General features: G+C 58.0%; 14 protein-coding genes. 3 read left to right on the top strand and 11 right to left on the bottom strand.

Going from position 1 to position 13,080, the window contains the following annotated elements; all coding sequences use genetic code 11:
• The first annotated feature begins 223 nt into the window (after window positions 1–223).
• Both bhsA and JL05_RS15510 read left to right on the top strand, forming a co-directional pair.
• Window positions 224–484 carry a multiple stress resistance protein BhsA gene (bhsA, locus tag JL05_RS15515; protein ID WP_015378032.1) on the top strand — a complete coding sequence of 87 codons (261 nt, stop codon included), beginning with the start codon at window positions 224–226 and terminating at the stop codon, window positions 482–484.
• 172 nt (window positions 485–656) lie between these two features.
• On the top strand, window positions 657–956 hold the full coding sequence (locus JL05_RS15510) for an Arc family DNA-binding protein (RefSeq protein ID WP_033632910.1): 300 nt from the start codon (window positions 657–659) through the stop codon (window positions 954–956).
• Window positions 957–1,017: 61 nt separating this feature from the next.
• On the opposite strand, the gene lapB is transcribed toward JL05_RS15510, so the two are convergent.
• The 11 genes from lapB to JL05_RS15455 all read right to left on the bottom strand — a co-directional run bounded on the left by lapB (window position 1,018) and on the right by JL05_RS15455 (window position 11,886).
• Entirely contained in the window at window positions 1,018–2,190 is a 1,173-nt protein-coding gene (gene lapB / locus JL05_RS15505) for a lipopolysaccharide assembly protein LapB (protein ID WP_015378034.1), read from the bottom strand.
• A 6-nt stretch (window positions 2,191–2,196) separates the two neighbouring features.
• Window positions 2,197–2,499 carry a LapA family protein gene (locus JL05_RS15500; protein ID WP_033632909.1) on the bottom strand — a complete coding sequence of 101 codons (303 nt, stop codon included), beginning with the start codon at window positions 2,497–2,499 and terminating at the stop codon, window positions 2,197–2,199.
• Between the two features lie 292 nt (window positions 2,500–2,791).
• The gene (locus JL05_RS15495) at window positions 2,792–3,589 is read right to left on the bottom strand and encodes an SDR family oxidoreductase (protein ID WP_004930652.1); all 798 of its coding nucleotides are present in this window, start codon (window positions 3,587–3,589) and stop codon (window positions 2,792–2,794) included.
• Window positions 3,586–5,109 (bottom strand): FGGY family carbohydrate kinase, encoded by a 1,524-nt coding sequence (locus tag JL05_RS15490; protein ID WP_033632908.1) that lies wholly within the window; start codon window positions 5,107–5,109, stop codon window positions 3,586–3,588. The genes JL05_RS15495 and JL05_RS15490 overlap by 4 nt, the downstream gene beginning before the upstream one ends.
• Window positions 5,102–6,166, bottom strand: coding sequence for an ABC transporter permease (locus JL05_RS15485; protein WP_004930657.1), 1,065 nt, complete (start codon window positions 6,164–6,166; stop codon window positions 5,102–5,104). Before JL05_RS15485 ends, JL05_RS15490 begins: the two co-directional genes overlap by 8 nt.
• Window positions 6,167–6,176: 10 nt before the next feature.
• Window positions 6,177–7,676, bottom strand: a complete 1,500-nt coding sequence (locus JL05_RS15480; protein ID WP_033632907.1) for a sugar ABC transporter ATP-binding protein — start codon at window positions 7,674–7,676, stop codon at window positions 6,177–6,179.
• Between the two features lie 9 nt (window positions 7,677–7,685).
• Window positions 7,686–8,303, bottom strand: a complete 618-nt coding sequence (locus JL05_RS15475) for a DUF2291 family protein (protein WP_033632906.1) — start codon at window positions 8,301–8,303, stop codon at window positions 7,686–7,688.
• A gap of 64 nt (window positions 8,304–8,367) precedes the next feature.
• Complete coding sequence (locus JL05_RS15470; RefSeq protein WP_033632905.1) at window positions 8,368–9,300, bottom strand: D-ribose ABC transporter substrate-binding protein; 933 nt, start codon at window positions 9,298–9,300, stop codon at window positions 8,368–8,370.
• 63 nt (window positions 9,301–9,363) lie between these two features.
• Complete coding sequence (locus tag JL05_RS15465) at window positions 9,364–10,164, bottom strand: GolD/DthD family dehydrogenase (protein ID WP_033632904.1); 801 nt, start codon at window positions 10,162–10,164, stop codon at window positions 9,364–9,366.
• Between the two features lie 10 nt (window positions 10,165–10,174).
• Window positions 10,175–11,080: a transketolase family protein gene (locus JL05_RS15460; protein ID WP_004930670.1), complete on the bottom strand. Its 906-nt coding sequence runs from the start codon at window positions 11,078–11,080 to the stop codon at window positions 10,175–10,177.
• A 2-nt stretch (window positions 11,081–11,082) separates the two neighbouring features.
• Window positions 11,083–11,886 carry a transketolase gene (locus JL05_RS15455; protein ID WP_033632903.1) on the bottom strand — a complete coding sequence of 268 codons (804 nt, stop codon included), beginning with the start codon at window positions 11,884–11,886 and terminating at the stop codon, window positions 11,083–11,085.
• 388 nt (window positions 11,887–12,274) lie between these two features.
• Here JL05_RS15455 and JL05_RS15450 point away from each other — a divergent pair, with 388 nt between their 5' ends.
• Window positions 12,275–13,069: a DeoR/GlpR family DNA-binding transcription regulator gene (locus JL05_RS15450; protein WP_004930674.1), complete on the top strand. Its 795-nt coding sequence runs from the start codon at window positions 12,275–12,277 to the stop codon at window positions 13,067–13,069.
• The last annotated feature ends 11 nt before the right edge of the window (window positions 13,070–13,080 follow it).

Below are 13,080 nucleotides of genomic sequence, written 5' to 3'. Positions count from 1 at the left end.
CGCTCTGTCATGTTACCTCCCGCCTTTGTCATGGCGCGTCAATGAACGCCCGTCAGCAATAAACCACGCAGCGTAAAACGCCGTAAAGATGCGTAAATTGTTAATCAGATATTTTGAATGACTTGCTCAGCATTATCAGATTTTCAATCGGCACGGATGCTTTATTATTCACCACATCGGAAGCGAACGGCTTCCTTCCTAAATAAACAGACTGGAGTCACCCATGAAAACCATCAAATATTTTGCAGCCGCAGCCGCTATCGCACTGACCTCTTTCGCCACCTTCGCCGCTGAACCGATCAGCAGCCAGCAGGCCGATAACCTGACCGCCACCGGCATCGTTTCCGCAGGCCACGCGACCACCCTCAGCAGCCTGGAGAAAAAGCTGGCCGCTAAAGCGGATGCCCAGGGCGCCAGCAGCTACCGCATCATCTCCGCCGGCGGTAACAACATGCTGAGCGGCACCGCGATCATCTACAAATAATGTTTCCGGTACAGGGCCCGCATGCTCGGGCCCTGCCTCTGTTTCCCGCCTAAAAAACCCGCATTTGTCCCGCCTCCGTTTGTTACATAAATATTAAATTTTTATTACACACTAGACACCCGATCGCCAGTGGCTTAGCTTGAAGGCATCTTCCTGCAGAAAGGCTTTCAAAATGAGCGAGATATCGACACTTACCATTAAAATTCCTCTGGAACTGAAGGAAAAAATCCGCGCCGCCGCCGCTGAAAACGAATTTTCGTTGAGCGTGGAAGTGTGCCAGCGCCTGGAAAACAGTTTCAGCGCGCCCGCCGCCAAGGCTGAAAAACCCACCAAGAAAGCGGATGAGCTGCACCACGGCGAAATCGACAATCAAAGCACCGAAGAAGAGATTGAACAGCCGCTGAGCCAGAAAGAGCTGAAGAAACTGCGTCAGCTGTTGAAAACCGGCGCCAAAGGCGGCAAGAAAAAGTAAGTGATGAACATAAAAAAACGGGGCGATTTATCGCCCCGTTTTGTTTTGTCGCGCCGCCGCATTATTGCCCGTCCAGACCGCGGATCGGTTTGACCGATGACCAGGCGCGGCACGACGGGCAATGCCAATAGAGCGAGTGCGCGGTGAAGCCACATTTGTGGCAGCGGTATCGCGGCTTGGTGCGAATTTGCTCGCCGACCATATCGCGCAACAGCAGCAGACTCTCTTTCGCCCGGCCGTCTTCAGCATCCGCCAGGTGATAATCCATCAGCCGATAAAACACCCGCATGGTGGGATGACGCTGCAGCTGACGGTTGATATAGACCTGCACCACGTCGCGCCCTTCGTGCTGCTCGATGATCTCGGCCAGCATCAGATCGGCGGTGGCGCCGGTGTTCTCTTCCACGCAGCGCTTAAGAAAATCGGCCCAGTTGTGCTGTTGTTCCGGCAGATGCGTGTAGCATTCCTGCAGCATCGGCAGCGTTTCGCTGACCAACTCTTTATCCTGGCTCAGTACGCGTTGCAGCGACTCTGCCGCTTTGGCGTAGTCGTTTTGCGCCATGTAGATGCGCCCGAACATGATGGACACGCGCGCACATTGTTTATCTGCGGCGTCCGCCCGCTTGAGCAGGCTCATTGCCCGATCGAGATCGTCGCTGCCCATTGCCTGCAGCGCCAACTCACAGTAAAAGTGCGCGATCTCGACGCGTTGCTTCTCTTTGCCCAGCTTGACCAGCTTTTCCGCCACGTCGATCGCTTTCTGCCAGTCGCTGGTCGCCTGATGGATCACCAGCAGCTGCTGCAGCGCCGAGACGCGAAAATCCGCTTCGTCAGTCAACTGGCTGAACATGTCTTCCGCGCGGTCGTACAGCCCGGCCGCCATATAGTCGCGGCCCAGCTGCTGCACCGCCAGCAGGCGCTGTTCGAAGGTCAGGGAGGCGCTTTCCATCAAGGCCTGATGGATGCGGATGGCGCGGTCTACTTCACCGCGCGAACGGAACAGGTTACCCAGCGTCAGGTGGGCTTCAACGGTGTTGCTGTCCTCTTTCAACATGTCGAGGAACAGATCGACCGCCTTGTCCTGCTGGTTGGAGAGCAGAAAGTTCACCCCTGCCACGTATTCGCGCGACAGGCGGTTGGCTTCTTGCTGTTTATCCTGCTGAGCGCTTCTGCGCCCCATGTACCAACCGTACGCGGCAGCCACGGGCAGCAACAGAAACAGCAGTTCTAACATAGAGGATTATTCCTTGCTGACAACAGGCTGAGCCGCCGGTTCAGCGGGCTGCTCAAGCTGCAGCTCCAGCCTTTTGATCTTGCGCTCGGCGCGACCCAGCGCAATACGCGTGCGCAGGTAGAACAGGCCGCAAATGATCCAGCCGAGAACGAAACCGGCACCAAACAGCGTGGCCAACAGGGTCGATACGCGATAGTCGCCCTGCGCAACCAGATAGTTAAAATTGACCACCTGATCGTTATGCGCACCCAAGGTGACGGAAACCACGAAGATCACCAGAACCAACAAAAAAATCAGCAAATATTTCACATTCTTTCCCGCGATGCCGAGTGAATCGGATGAACGATGCCAAAATGTGGCGTCCCTAACCCTTAAGTTAGCATTTCCCGCTGCGGCAGGGAAACCCTGCCGCACGATAAAACCACATATCTGCTGGCATATTCGGCAGTAAACGGTCTTAGCGAACAAATTGATGAGAAAGCTTCTCAAAACGTCGAATTTATAAGGATATGGGGGCAACCGGGCGAATTGCAATGGCGGGAAAATGTAAGCGGTTAATGCGGCACCGATCCGATGCCGCCTATTTTGTGACATGGTCACGTCATGACATGATTAACCCACCATCCACATTGATGGTTTGGCCGGTGATATAGTCGGCATCGTCTGAGGCAAGGAAGGTCACCAGACCCGCCACATCTTCGGGTTGACCGGCACGCTTGAGTGGAATGCCCGCCACCCACTCGGCCATCAACTCCCCTTTGCCGTAAGTTTTTTCCGGGCCGCTGAGAATTTCTCCCCAAACGCGGTCGTTATATTCCCACATCTCGCTTTCAATGATGCCGGGGCAGAATGCATTGACGGTGATGCCATGTGGCGCCAGCTCAAGCGCTAAACTCTGCGTAATGCCGATCACCCCCATTTTGCTGGCGGCGTAATGCGGTGTGTAAATGAACCCGTTACGTCCTTGGCCAGAAGACGTGTTGATCAACCGCCCACGGCGTTGGCCGACCATATATTTGGCCGCCTCCCGGCAGCAGAGCCAGACCGCCGTGGTATTTACCGCCAACACTTTCTCAAAATCGCTTTTGGGCATCTGGTCAAAACGATCGATAGTGATCACCCCGGCGTTCTGAATGGAAACGTCGATCGCACCAAATCGCTCCCAGACCTGACGATAAAAATCAACCACCTGTGTTTCATCGGTGACGTCGAGGATAACCGACAGCACCTCCGCCCGATAACGCTGGCGCAGCGTTTCCGCCGTGGTCAGGATGCGATCCGCATTCGACGCGATCGCCAAATTGGCGCCCAAACTGGCGAAACGTTCGGCGATACCGGCCCCAATGCCGCGGCATGCGCCGGTAATCACCACGGTTTTCCCCGTGAAGTCACGATTCATGATTGTTCTCCTGTCATCAATGAGGCCGTCTGCGGCCGCCACAAGGTGCGCTGTACCGCCTGCCGCCACGCGCTGTAGTTTTCCTGCAACTGCCGGTGGCGCTGCATATCGGGTTTAAACTCATCATGTTGAGGCAACAGTGCCGCCAGTTGCCGATCGGTAGCTCCCCACAGGCTGCGCATCGCCATCAAAGCCGCCCCCAGGGCCGACAGTTCCGCCGTGTTGCTGCGCCACACCGGGCAACCCAGCAGATCGGCCTGAAACTGCATCAGCCAGTCATTGCGGCTGGGGCCGCCGTCAGCCATCAGCCCCTGCAGCGCAAAACCCGGTTGTTGCCGCAGTACGCCAATCACATCGGCGATTTGATAAGCCACCGATTCAAAAGCGGCCCGCACCAAATGTTCTCGCCGCGTGCCGCGGCTGAGCCCGCAAATCACGCCGCGCGCCTGCTCATCCCACCAGGGTGCGCCGGCACCGGTCAGCGCCGGTACAAAATAGACGCCACCGCTGTCGGGCACACGAACGGGCAGTTCACTCAACGGCGCTTCACCCTCCGACGGCATGGCGGCGATATCCAGCATCCAGGCAATAGCGTCGCCGGTGTGAGGAATATTGCCCTCCAGTGCGTACTGCATGCGTCCACCGTCATGCCAGGCGATGGTCGTTGCCAGAGCGCTCGTGTCACATTGCGCTTTGACGATTGGCGCCATTACCGATGAGCCGGTGCCATAGGTGGCTTTAACCTGCCCAGCCTGACCCAGCGCATGGCCATAAAGCGCCGCATGTGAATCCCCCACCATCGCAGCAATTGGAATGCCGTCGGCAATGCCTTCCAATCCCAGCGTCACGCCGAACAGATGGCTGGAAGGATGGATCGTCGGCAGCGCCTGACGGGGAATATTGAACAGCGCCAGCATCTGCTCGTCCCACTCCCCGGATGCGAGATTCAGCAGTTGAGTTCGGGCGGCATTGGAAACATCACAGCCGAATGCCTGCCCCCCGCTCAACTGCCACAGCAGCCAGGCATCGATGGTGCCCAGGCACAGCTCGCCGTTCTCCGCCAACCGTTGTCCCTCTTCGCAGTGATCGAGTAACCAGCGCATTTTCGACGCCGAGAACAACGGTGAAAGCGGCAAGCCGGTAGCGCGGCGCACCGCTTCCTCCTGCCGATCGAGCCGCAGCCGTTCGCAGAAATCGGCGGAACGCGCGCATTGCCAAGTTAAGGCTGGCCCGATAGGCTGGCCGTTGGAACGCCGCCAGCCGATGGCGGTTTCACGCTGGTTGCTGATGGCGATACCGGCAATGCGGGATGCTCCGGCCAACGCAATAGCCTCCCGCAATACCGCCAGAGAGGCCGCCAGCAAGGCCTCGCCCCGTTGCTCCACCCAACCGGGCTGCGGCGTCTGCAGCGTCAGTGGCCTGCTGGCTTTGGCGACGATCGTACCCCGCGCATCCACCACCACGGCCTTGGCGTTGCTGGTGCCCTCGTCCAACGCGACAATGCAATCCGCTTTAACCATGGCTCACCTCAGCCAGCGGCTGCACCGCTTTTTTTTCCAGGCGCTGCATCAGAATGACCTTGCTCTGCAAACGCTGCTGAAACTGGTCAATCACCACGGCGGTGACGATCACCAGCCCTTTAATCACCATTTGCCAGAACTCGCTGACGCCCAACATCACCAAGCCGTCCGCCAGAAAAACGATCACAAAGGCGCCGATGATCGAACCGAATACCCTGCCGCGGCCACCGCTGAGCGCCGTACCGCCCAGCACCGTCGCGCCGATGGCGTCCATCTCGAACATATTGCCGGTCATCGGGTGCGCAGTTTGCAATTGAGAAGCGATGACCAGCCCCACCAGCGCCGCACACAGCCCGGAAAACGCATAGACGAACATTTTTACGCTGGCAATCGGCACCCCCGACAGCCGCGCCGCCGGCTCATTGCCGCCAATCGCATAGATATAACGACCCAGCGGCGTTTTCTTGGTGAGATAGATCCCTAACAACACGATGGCCAACATCAGCCAAATCGGGTTGTAAATCCCCAGAAAGGTGCCGGATCCCAGGGCCGCGAAACCGGTGTTGCCCAGCGCTTCCAGGCCCACCAGATTGGGATAGGTTTTGCCGTCCGCCGTCAGCAATGCCGCCCCACGCGCCACGTACATTGCACCCAGGGTGCAAATGAACGGCGCAACGCCGAGCCGTGTAATCAGCGTGCCGTTGATCAAACCCAACAGCACGCCCAACAACGCCACCGCGCCGATCACTTCAAAGACGTTGAGAAACAGCCGATTGCCATCCCACAGCGGGATACCGACGGTCAACAGCGCACCGGCAACCATCCCGCACAACCCCGCCACCGCGCCGACCGACAAGTCGATGCCGCCGGTAAGGATCACCAGCGTCATGCCAACCGCCAGCAGCCCGGTGATCGCTACGTGCTGCGTCATGATCAGCAAATTGGAGACGGTCAGAAAATTCGGCACCATGCTGCTGAAGAACAGCACCACCAGCAACAGGGCGATAAAGGTACGCGCCTGCAGCAAATACATATACAACCGATACTTGGTTTGCATTGCCTTATCCTTATGCGTGAGGGGTGGAGGCGCGGATCAGCGTTTCGCGATCGGCCCGCTCGCGTGGCAGATCGGCCGTCAACTGCCCGTCCGCCATCACCATCACCCGGTCGGCCAGTGAGACCACCTCATCCAGCTCCGACGAAGAGAACATCACCGCCAACCCCTGACGCGCCATCGCGCCAATCAGGTGGTAAACGTCCGTTTTGGCACCGACGTCGATTCCGCGCGTCGGCTCATCGAGAAACACCACCTGCGGCCCGGTCAGAAGCGCCTTGCCCAACACCACTTTCTGCTGATTGCCGCCGCTCAGGCTGGTGATTGGCAGCTCCCGGTCACTCACCTTGATCGCCAGTTTTTCGATCATGCCATCGACCAACGCGCACTCCCCGGCCGACGCCAACGGCCGTAGCGCATTACGCCCCAGGCTGGCCAGGGTCATGTTGGCCTTAATCGACATCATCTGCACCAGCCCCTCCGCTTGCCTGTCTTCCGGCACCAGCGCCATGCCCAACGCCATGCGTTGACGAAACCCCAACCGTTCCACGCTTTTGCCATTGAGCAAAATGCGGCCTGCAGTCTGGCGCATCACGCCGTTGAGCACTTTGAACAGTTCGGTACGGCCGGCACCCAACAGGCCATAAATGCCGATCACTTCCCCTTTGCGCAGTGAAAAACTGACGTCGTTAAGGCAATAGCCGCCGTTTTCACGCGGCAGCGTCAGCTGTTCGACCTTCAGCACTTCATCCCCTTGCTCTGCCGCGCAATAATCAAAGTGCTTGCTCTTTTCCCCCACCATCTTTTCGATGATCCACGGAATGCTGACGTTACTGACCGGCTCGGCGGCGACAAAACGCCCGTCGCGAAACACCGTGATGCGATCGCCAATCTCCATCAGCTCTTCCAGTCGGTGAGAAATGTAGATGAGGGTGACACCGCGTTTCTTCAGATCGGCGATCACCCGAAACAGCGTGCGCACTTCAGCCTGACTCAGCGCCGACGTCGGCTCATCCATGATCAGCACTCGGGTGTCCTTCGCCAGGGCACGGGCAATTTCAACCAGTTGCTGATGGCCGATACCGAGGCTGCCCAATGGCGTATGTGGGTCGATATCCAATTCCAGCCGCTGCAGCAAGGATTTGGCCAGCTGATACTGATAGTCCACATTGATACGGCCACGCTGGAAGAACTCATTGGCCATAAAAATGTTGTCCATGACCGACATGTTGGGGAACAGGTTCAGCTCCTGAAAAATAATGCTGATCCCGAGCCGCTCCGCCTGCTGCGTGGAGGTTAACGTCACCGCTTGCCCCTCCAGCTCGATGGTGCCGGAGGACGGGGTTTCCACCCCCGCCAGCAGCTTCATCATGGTCGACTTGCCGGCGCCGTTTTCGCCGATCAGCACGTTGACCTGATTGCGAAACACTTGATAACTCACGCTATCCAACGCGGTGACGCCCGGATAGAGACGCGAAACGTTGCGCGTTTGAATAATGATCGGATCGCTCATCACGCCCCCTTAAGGTTGAATGCGCACCGGCGTGATCAACAGCGGCTCGGCAGGCGCCTGCCAGCTGCTGAATACGCCATACACGGTAATGTGGTCACCCACCTTGGGTTGGAAGCCGGTCAGTTCGTCGATCGAAGCCTGGTTAATTGCCCTGGCAAAATCGCCGAACAGCGCCTGGTCATTGAAATCGCTGTAACTCAGGCCGCGATAGCTGTCGCGCAACGCCGTGCCGCGATAAACCGGCCCGATCTGCACCTCTACGCTGCTGAGCGGCGCATCGGTCAGTTTGAGCGTTACTTTTCCGCTGCGTGAACGGGTGTTGACCGACGCAATTTCACCGCTGACCTTAACGTTGAAATAACAAGGAAACTCCGGTTGAGCGCGGTACCCCAGTTGGCCGCAGACGCTGTCAAAATCCTTGGCCTGGGCGATCCGGGCGATCAGCTCGCCCAGCGGCTGCGCCGTTTTGACCACTTGCGGGGCGATTTGGCTGCGGTAAATCTCCGCCGCCTGCGCCACATGGGGATTCACCGGGGAGCGAAGCTCCGCCAGCTTTTTCTCCGAGACGATACGACAACCGCTCAACGCCACGACGACGATGACGGTCAACGCAATGCGCATCGACATAACAACACCTCCGAACGCACCCCGCCGCCAGGACGGGGTGGTGAAAGACGCCGCTCAGCGCGGGTTACGGTTTGAAGTTGAAGTCACTGACTCGTTGTGCATTGTCTTTGCCGATCAGGATGCCGCGGAACATCACGCGCTCCTTGCCGGTATAGCTGCCGGATTGGAAATAGCCGTCCAGGATCTCAACACCCTGCGCGGCGATCGCCTGCGCCTGCAGCATCACGCTGGCGTAGAGGTTGCCGTTGAGAATGGCGTCGCGTTCATCGTTGCTGCCGTCGATGCCCACCACGGTGACATCCTGCCGGCCGGCGGCCTTCAGCGCCGCCACTGCGCCCAGCGCCACCGGGCCGTTGCCGCAAATCACGCCTTTGATGTCCGGATGCGCCTGCAGGATGCTGTCCATAATGCGTTTCCCCTCCAGCAGATTGCCCTTGGCATCCTGACGCGCCACGCTGACCATCTCGGGATATTGGTCGATCACGTTGTGGAACGACTGCGAACGCGTAACGCAGTTATTGTCCGCCAGATTGCAGGTCAGCTCGGCGTATTTGCCGGTTTCCCCCATTTTTTCCACAAACTGGTTGGCGACGTCCGAGCCGGCCTGGAAATTGTTATGGGTAATCTGCGCCAGCGCCACGCCATCGACCGGGATCTCGCGGTTGATCAGCACCACCGGAATACCGGCGTTTTTCGCCTGCTGCACGGCGGCGACGCTGGCCTGGGAATCGGCGTTATCCAAAATGATGCCCTGAACCTTGCGGCCGATAACCAGGCTGATGAGCTCCCCCTGGCGCTTGACGTCTTCGCCGTGCGACAGCACCAGCGTCTGGTAGCCGAGAGACTTGGCTTTGGCCTCGGCCCCCTTGGCTTCCGCGGAGTAATAAGGATTGTCCAACGAGTTGACGAGGATGGCGATCGTGCCCTTTTCCGCCGCCATGGCAGAGGTGCAGGCAAAACCGGTGAGCAGGGTAAGGTAAGTGGCTATTTTTCTCATGATGGTGTTCTCTTATCGTTGTGTTGAACATCGTCTGGTGTTGGCGATCGCTGCGGTTGCCGCTTACCAAATGGTAAAACCGCCGTCGATCATCAGATCCGCGCCGGTGATCATGTCGCTGCCGTTGCTGGCAAAAAACAGGATCGCCGCTGCGATTTCATCGGTATAGGCAAAGCGCCCCAGCGGGATCAGCTTTTTCATCGCCTCGCCCTTCTCGCCGCGCCAGGCTTTCTCTCCCATAGGCGTCAGCACTACGGTGGGCGATAAGGTGTTGACGGTGATGCCGTGTGGCGCCCACTCTTTGGCCATCACCTTGGTCATGCCCAGCAGCCCCGCCTTGGCAGAGGTATAGGCACAGTGATCGTCAATGGCGATAGAGGCCGCCTGCGACGCGATGTTGATGATTTTCCCGCCGTGGCCGGCGGTTATCGCGCGGCGCGCCAATTCTTGCGAGCACAGGAAAGGCCCGGTGAGGTTGACCGCCAAATGGCGCTGCCACTCCTTGAGCGTGACCTCCGTCGCTGGCTGCAAATTAACGTAGCCGGCGCAGTTGACCAGGATATCGAGCCGGCCAAAGCGCCGCTCAGCCGCGTTGAAGGCGGCAACTACCGAGTCGGGGTCGGTCACGTCACACACCTGACAGAACACCTGTTCTTCACCCAACTCTCGTAGCGCCGCCGCGGCCTTGTCCTGTTCAAAGGGCGGATACATCAACACCAGGCGCGCGCCCTTTTCCAACAGCAGGCGATTGGCGGCCATCGCGATGCCGCCCAAACCGCCGGTGATTACCGCAACCTTCCCTGCCAGCGACATCCGGCTATCGACACCGTAGCGTAAATTAACGTCGTATTCGTTCCGCTCCATCGCATTCCCCCTATTGCGTTAACTGAGCGTGCAATCCTGCCGCATCGATGGCGTATTGCCGCCGCAGCGCCGCCCGACTGCTGCTGTGGGTAAACTCGTAAGCCGGCATGCCCAGCGCAGTAAACGGCTGCGGCAGTTGGTGCCGCAGCAACAATTCACCGATGATGGTGCCTAAACCACCGCTGAGCGCATGTTCCTCCATGGTCAACACCCGGCGGTGCGAGCGTATCAACGCCACTACCGCCGCCTCATTGAGTGGCCAGAGCGAAGGGAGAGAAACGATGGTCGGGTTGTCGCCCAATGCCAGTACCTTCATCGCCTCATGCGCCACCGTCCCCAGACAAAACACCAGGCTGTCGCCCCCCTGATGCAACACCTCCGGTTCTCCGGGACGGAAGTGATAGTCCGCGTTCAATACCGGCAACTTGTCGCTGTCCATGCGGATATAGGCTGGGCCGGGTTGTGCGATAACATAACGGACAATCTCTGCCGCTTGCCGCGCATCCGCCGGCGCATAGATGCAGAGATTGCCCAGCGTGCGGGCGATGGCGATATCGTTCATGCAGTGGTGCGTCGCCCCCAACGGCCCATAGCCGAATCCGGCATTCAAGCCGAGCATTTTCACGTTGGTCCCCGTGTAGCAAACATCATTTTTCATCTGTTCGTTAGAGCGAGCGAACAGGAAGGGTGCCGCGTTGGCGGTAAAGACCGTGCGGCCGCTGAGCGCCATGCCGGCGGCCATGCCCACCATGTTTTGTTCGGCAATACCGACGTTCACCACCCGCTCCGGATAAGCCTGTTCAAAAGGCGCGATTTTCGACGTGGACGTGGAATCCGCCACCATCACGCTCAGATCTGCACCCGCTCGTTGCTGTTCGATCAACGCCGTCACCACGGCATCGCGTAAATCCTGCATATTTACCCCTCCAGTTCCGCCAGCGCCTGCGCCAACTGTTGCTCGTCCGGTACCGCGTGATGCCAGGCGGCAACGTTAGCCATAAACGACACACCGTGCCCCTTTTCCGTATTGGCCAAGATCACTCGCGGCTTGTCCTGGCTCGGACGTTGGATCGCCGCCACCAGCGCCGCCGGATCGTGGCCGTCGCACTCCAGAGTTTCAAAACCGAAAGCGCGCCATTTTTCCGCCAGCGGTTCCAGCGGCATGATGGCCTCCGTCTTGCCAGCCAGCTGCAGCCGGTTGCGATCGACGATGGCGATCAGGTTGTCCAGTTTGAATTTACTGGCCGCCATCGCCGCCTCCCAATTGGCCCCCTCCGCCAGTTCGCCGTCGCCCAGCAACACAAAAGCGCGGCGATGCGCACGCCCCGCCAGCTTGTTGCCCAGCGCCAACCCCACGGCGATCGGCAGCCCATGCCCCAAACCGCCGGAGTTAATCTCCACCAGATCCGGCAGCTTTTGCCGCACCGGATGCCCGGCCAACAGGGTGTCGTCGCCCATGAACTGATCGAGCACCGCTGGATCGAGCAAGCCCATTGCCGCACAACTGCAGTAAAAACCGCCGGCGCCATGCCCTTTAGACAAAATGAACCGATCCTGATCGGGCCGGGCATTGCTGCGATCCATCACCGCCATATACAAGGTGCAGATGATGTCGATTTCCGACAGATCGGCGCCGGTATGGCCCTTGCCTGCCTTATGGTTCATGGTCACCACATATCGGCGCGCCTGGCGCGCCGTGTTTTTAATCGCCTGAAAGTCCATCGTCACCTCTGCATAAACGCCTTGATTATCGTTATCGCATCGAAAGCGATCCGTTAACTCGCCATTGATTTTCGAATGGAAATCATATGCAGCAAAAACGATAATTAATGTGGGCAAGATCAAATTTCAAACAAAAGCACTTAACAGACAACGCTAAAACTCATATAAATTCATATATAACAATAAAATAAAAACCACAAAGCTGCTTTTCCTTAGTTTTTATCGTTGAAAATCGCCGACGCAAAAGACTTTCGAATAAAAATCAATAGGGATTAACCGGGTTTATCCATAGCTTTATCAATAATCGCAAGCTAAAATTCAGCGCATCAATAAGGAGTTGCCGTGGCAAGCCGCGCGGCGGAAACTGACAGGTGCAGGAGTCTTTCGATTGAAAAGCAAAAGCGAACAGCTGGCGGAAATGCAGCAACGACGCGAAAAGATCCTCGACATGATCCGCGAAGACGGCTCAGCGACGGTCAAAATGCTTACCGATACCTTCAAGCTAACCGAGGCGACCATTCGTACCGACCTGCGGATCCTGCAGCAACAAGGCTATGTGCAGCGTTTCCACGGTGGCGCCACCCTGGTTGATGGCAAGCAAAATACCCACGCCATGCTGCTGGAACGCCAGGTTAACCTGACCGCCAAAGATCGCATCGGCAAGCTCGCCGCCGGTTTTATCGAACCGGGCGACACCATCATTCTTGATTCGGGCACCACCACCACGGCTATCGCCAATCACCTGAATCACATAAAGAAATTGTCCGTTATCACCACCGGCGTCAATATTGCGCTGCAGCTGGGTGGCGAGCCGGGCGTGAATATTTTGCTGACCGGGGGCTCATTCAAATTTCCCACGCTCTCCACTTCCGGGGACAAGGCCGCCAGCTTCTTCGAAAACGTGCTGGCGCAGAAACTGTTCCTCGCGACGGCCTGCATCTCGCCCCGTCACGGCCTCAGTTTCCCAAGCGAAACCGACATCAAACTGAAAATGGCGATGATCAATGCGGCCAACACGGTGTATGTGGTGGCCGACTCCAGCAAGATCGATAAGGTTTCAATGTTTGCGCTGCCTTGTGACTGGCAACATATCGACTATTTGATTACCGATAACGGAATTGGCGATGCCGCCAGGCAGGCATTTGAACAGGTAGGCGTTAAGGTATTGGTGGCAGACGCCTGACTGGCGCCTGC

The sequence above is a fragment of the Serratia nematodiphila DZ0503SBS1 genome, from assembly GCF_000738675.1.
GTDB classification, from domain to species: domain Bacteria; phylum Pseudomonadota; class Gammaproteobacteria; order Enterobacterales; family Enterobacteriaceae; genus Serratia; species Serratia nematodiphila.
The sequence above is the reverse complement of the archived record's forward strand: the minus strand, read 5'-3'. Positions and strand labels throughout refer to the sequence as shown.

Coding starts and splice junctions, on each gene's coding strand:
- JL05_RS15490 (WP_033632908.1), bottom strand. CDS start 5,109: ATGGTTAAAGCGGATTGCATTGTCGCGTTGGACGAGGGCACCAGCAAC.
- bhsA (WP_015378032.1), top strand. CDS start 224: ATGAAAACCATCAAATATTTTGCAGCCGCAGCCGCTATCGCACTGACC.
- JL05_RS15470 (WP_033632905.1), bottom strand. CDS start 9,300: ATGAGAAAAATAGCCACTTACCTTACCCTGCTCACCGGTTTTGCCTGC.
- lapB (WP_015378034.1), bottom strand. CDS start 2,190: ATGTTAGAACTGCTGTTTCTGTTGCTGCCCGTGGCTGCCGCGTACGGT.
- JL05_RS15510 (WP_033632910.1), top strand. CDS start 657: ATGAGCGAGATATCGACACTTACCATTAAAATTCCTCTGGAACTGAAG.
- JL05_RS15485 (WP_004930657.1), bottom strand. CDS start 6,166: ATGCAAACCAAGTATCGGTTGTATATGTATTTGCTGCAGGCGCGTACC.
- JL05_RS15495 (WP_004930652.1), bottom strand. CDS start 3,589: ATGAATCGTGACTTCACGGGGAAAACCGTGGTGATTACCGGCGCATGC.
- JL05_RS15465 (WP_033632904.1), bottom strand. CDS start 10,164: ATGGAGCGGAACGAATACGACGTTAATTTACGCTACGGTGTCGATAGC.
- JL05_RS15460 (WP_004930670.1), bottom strand. CDS start 11,080: ATGCAGGATTTACGCGATGCCGTGGTGACGGCGTTGATCGAACAGCAA.
- JL05_RS15475 (WP_033632906.1), bottom strand. CDS start 8,303: ATGTCGATGCGCATTGCGTTGACCGTCATCGTCGTCGTGGCGTTGAGC.
- JL05_RS15480 (WP_033632907.1), bottom strand. CDS start 7,676: ATGAGCGATCCGATCATTATTCAAACGCGCAACGTTTCGCGTCTCTAT.
- JL05_RS15455 (WP_033632903.1), bottom strand. CDS start 11,886: ATGGACTTTCAGGCGATTAAAAACACGGCGCGCCAGGCGCGCCGATAT.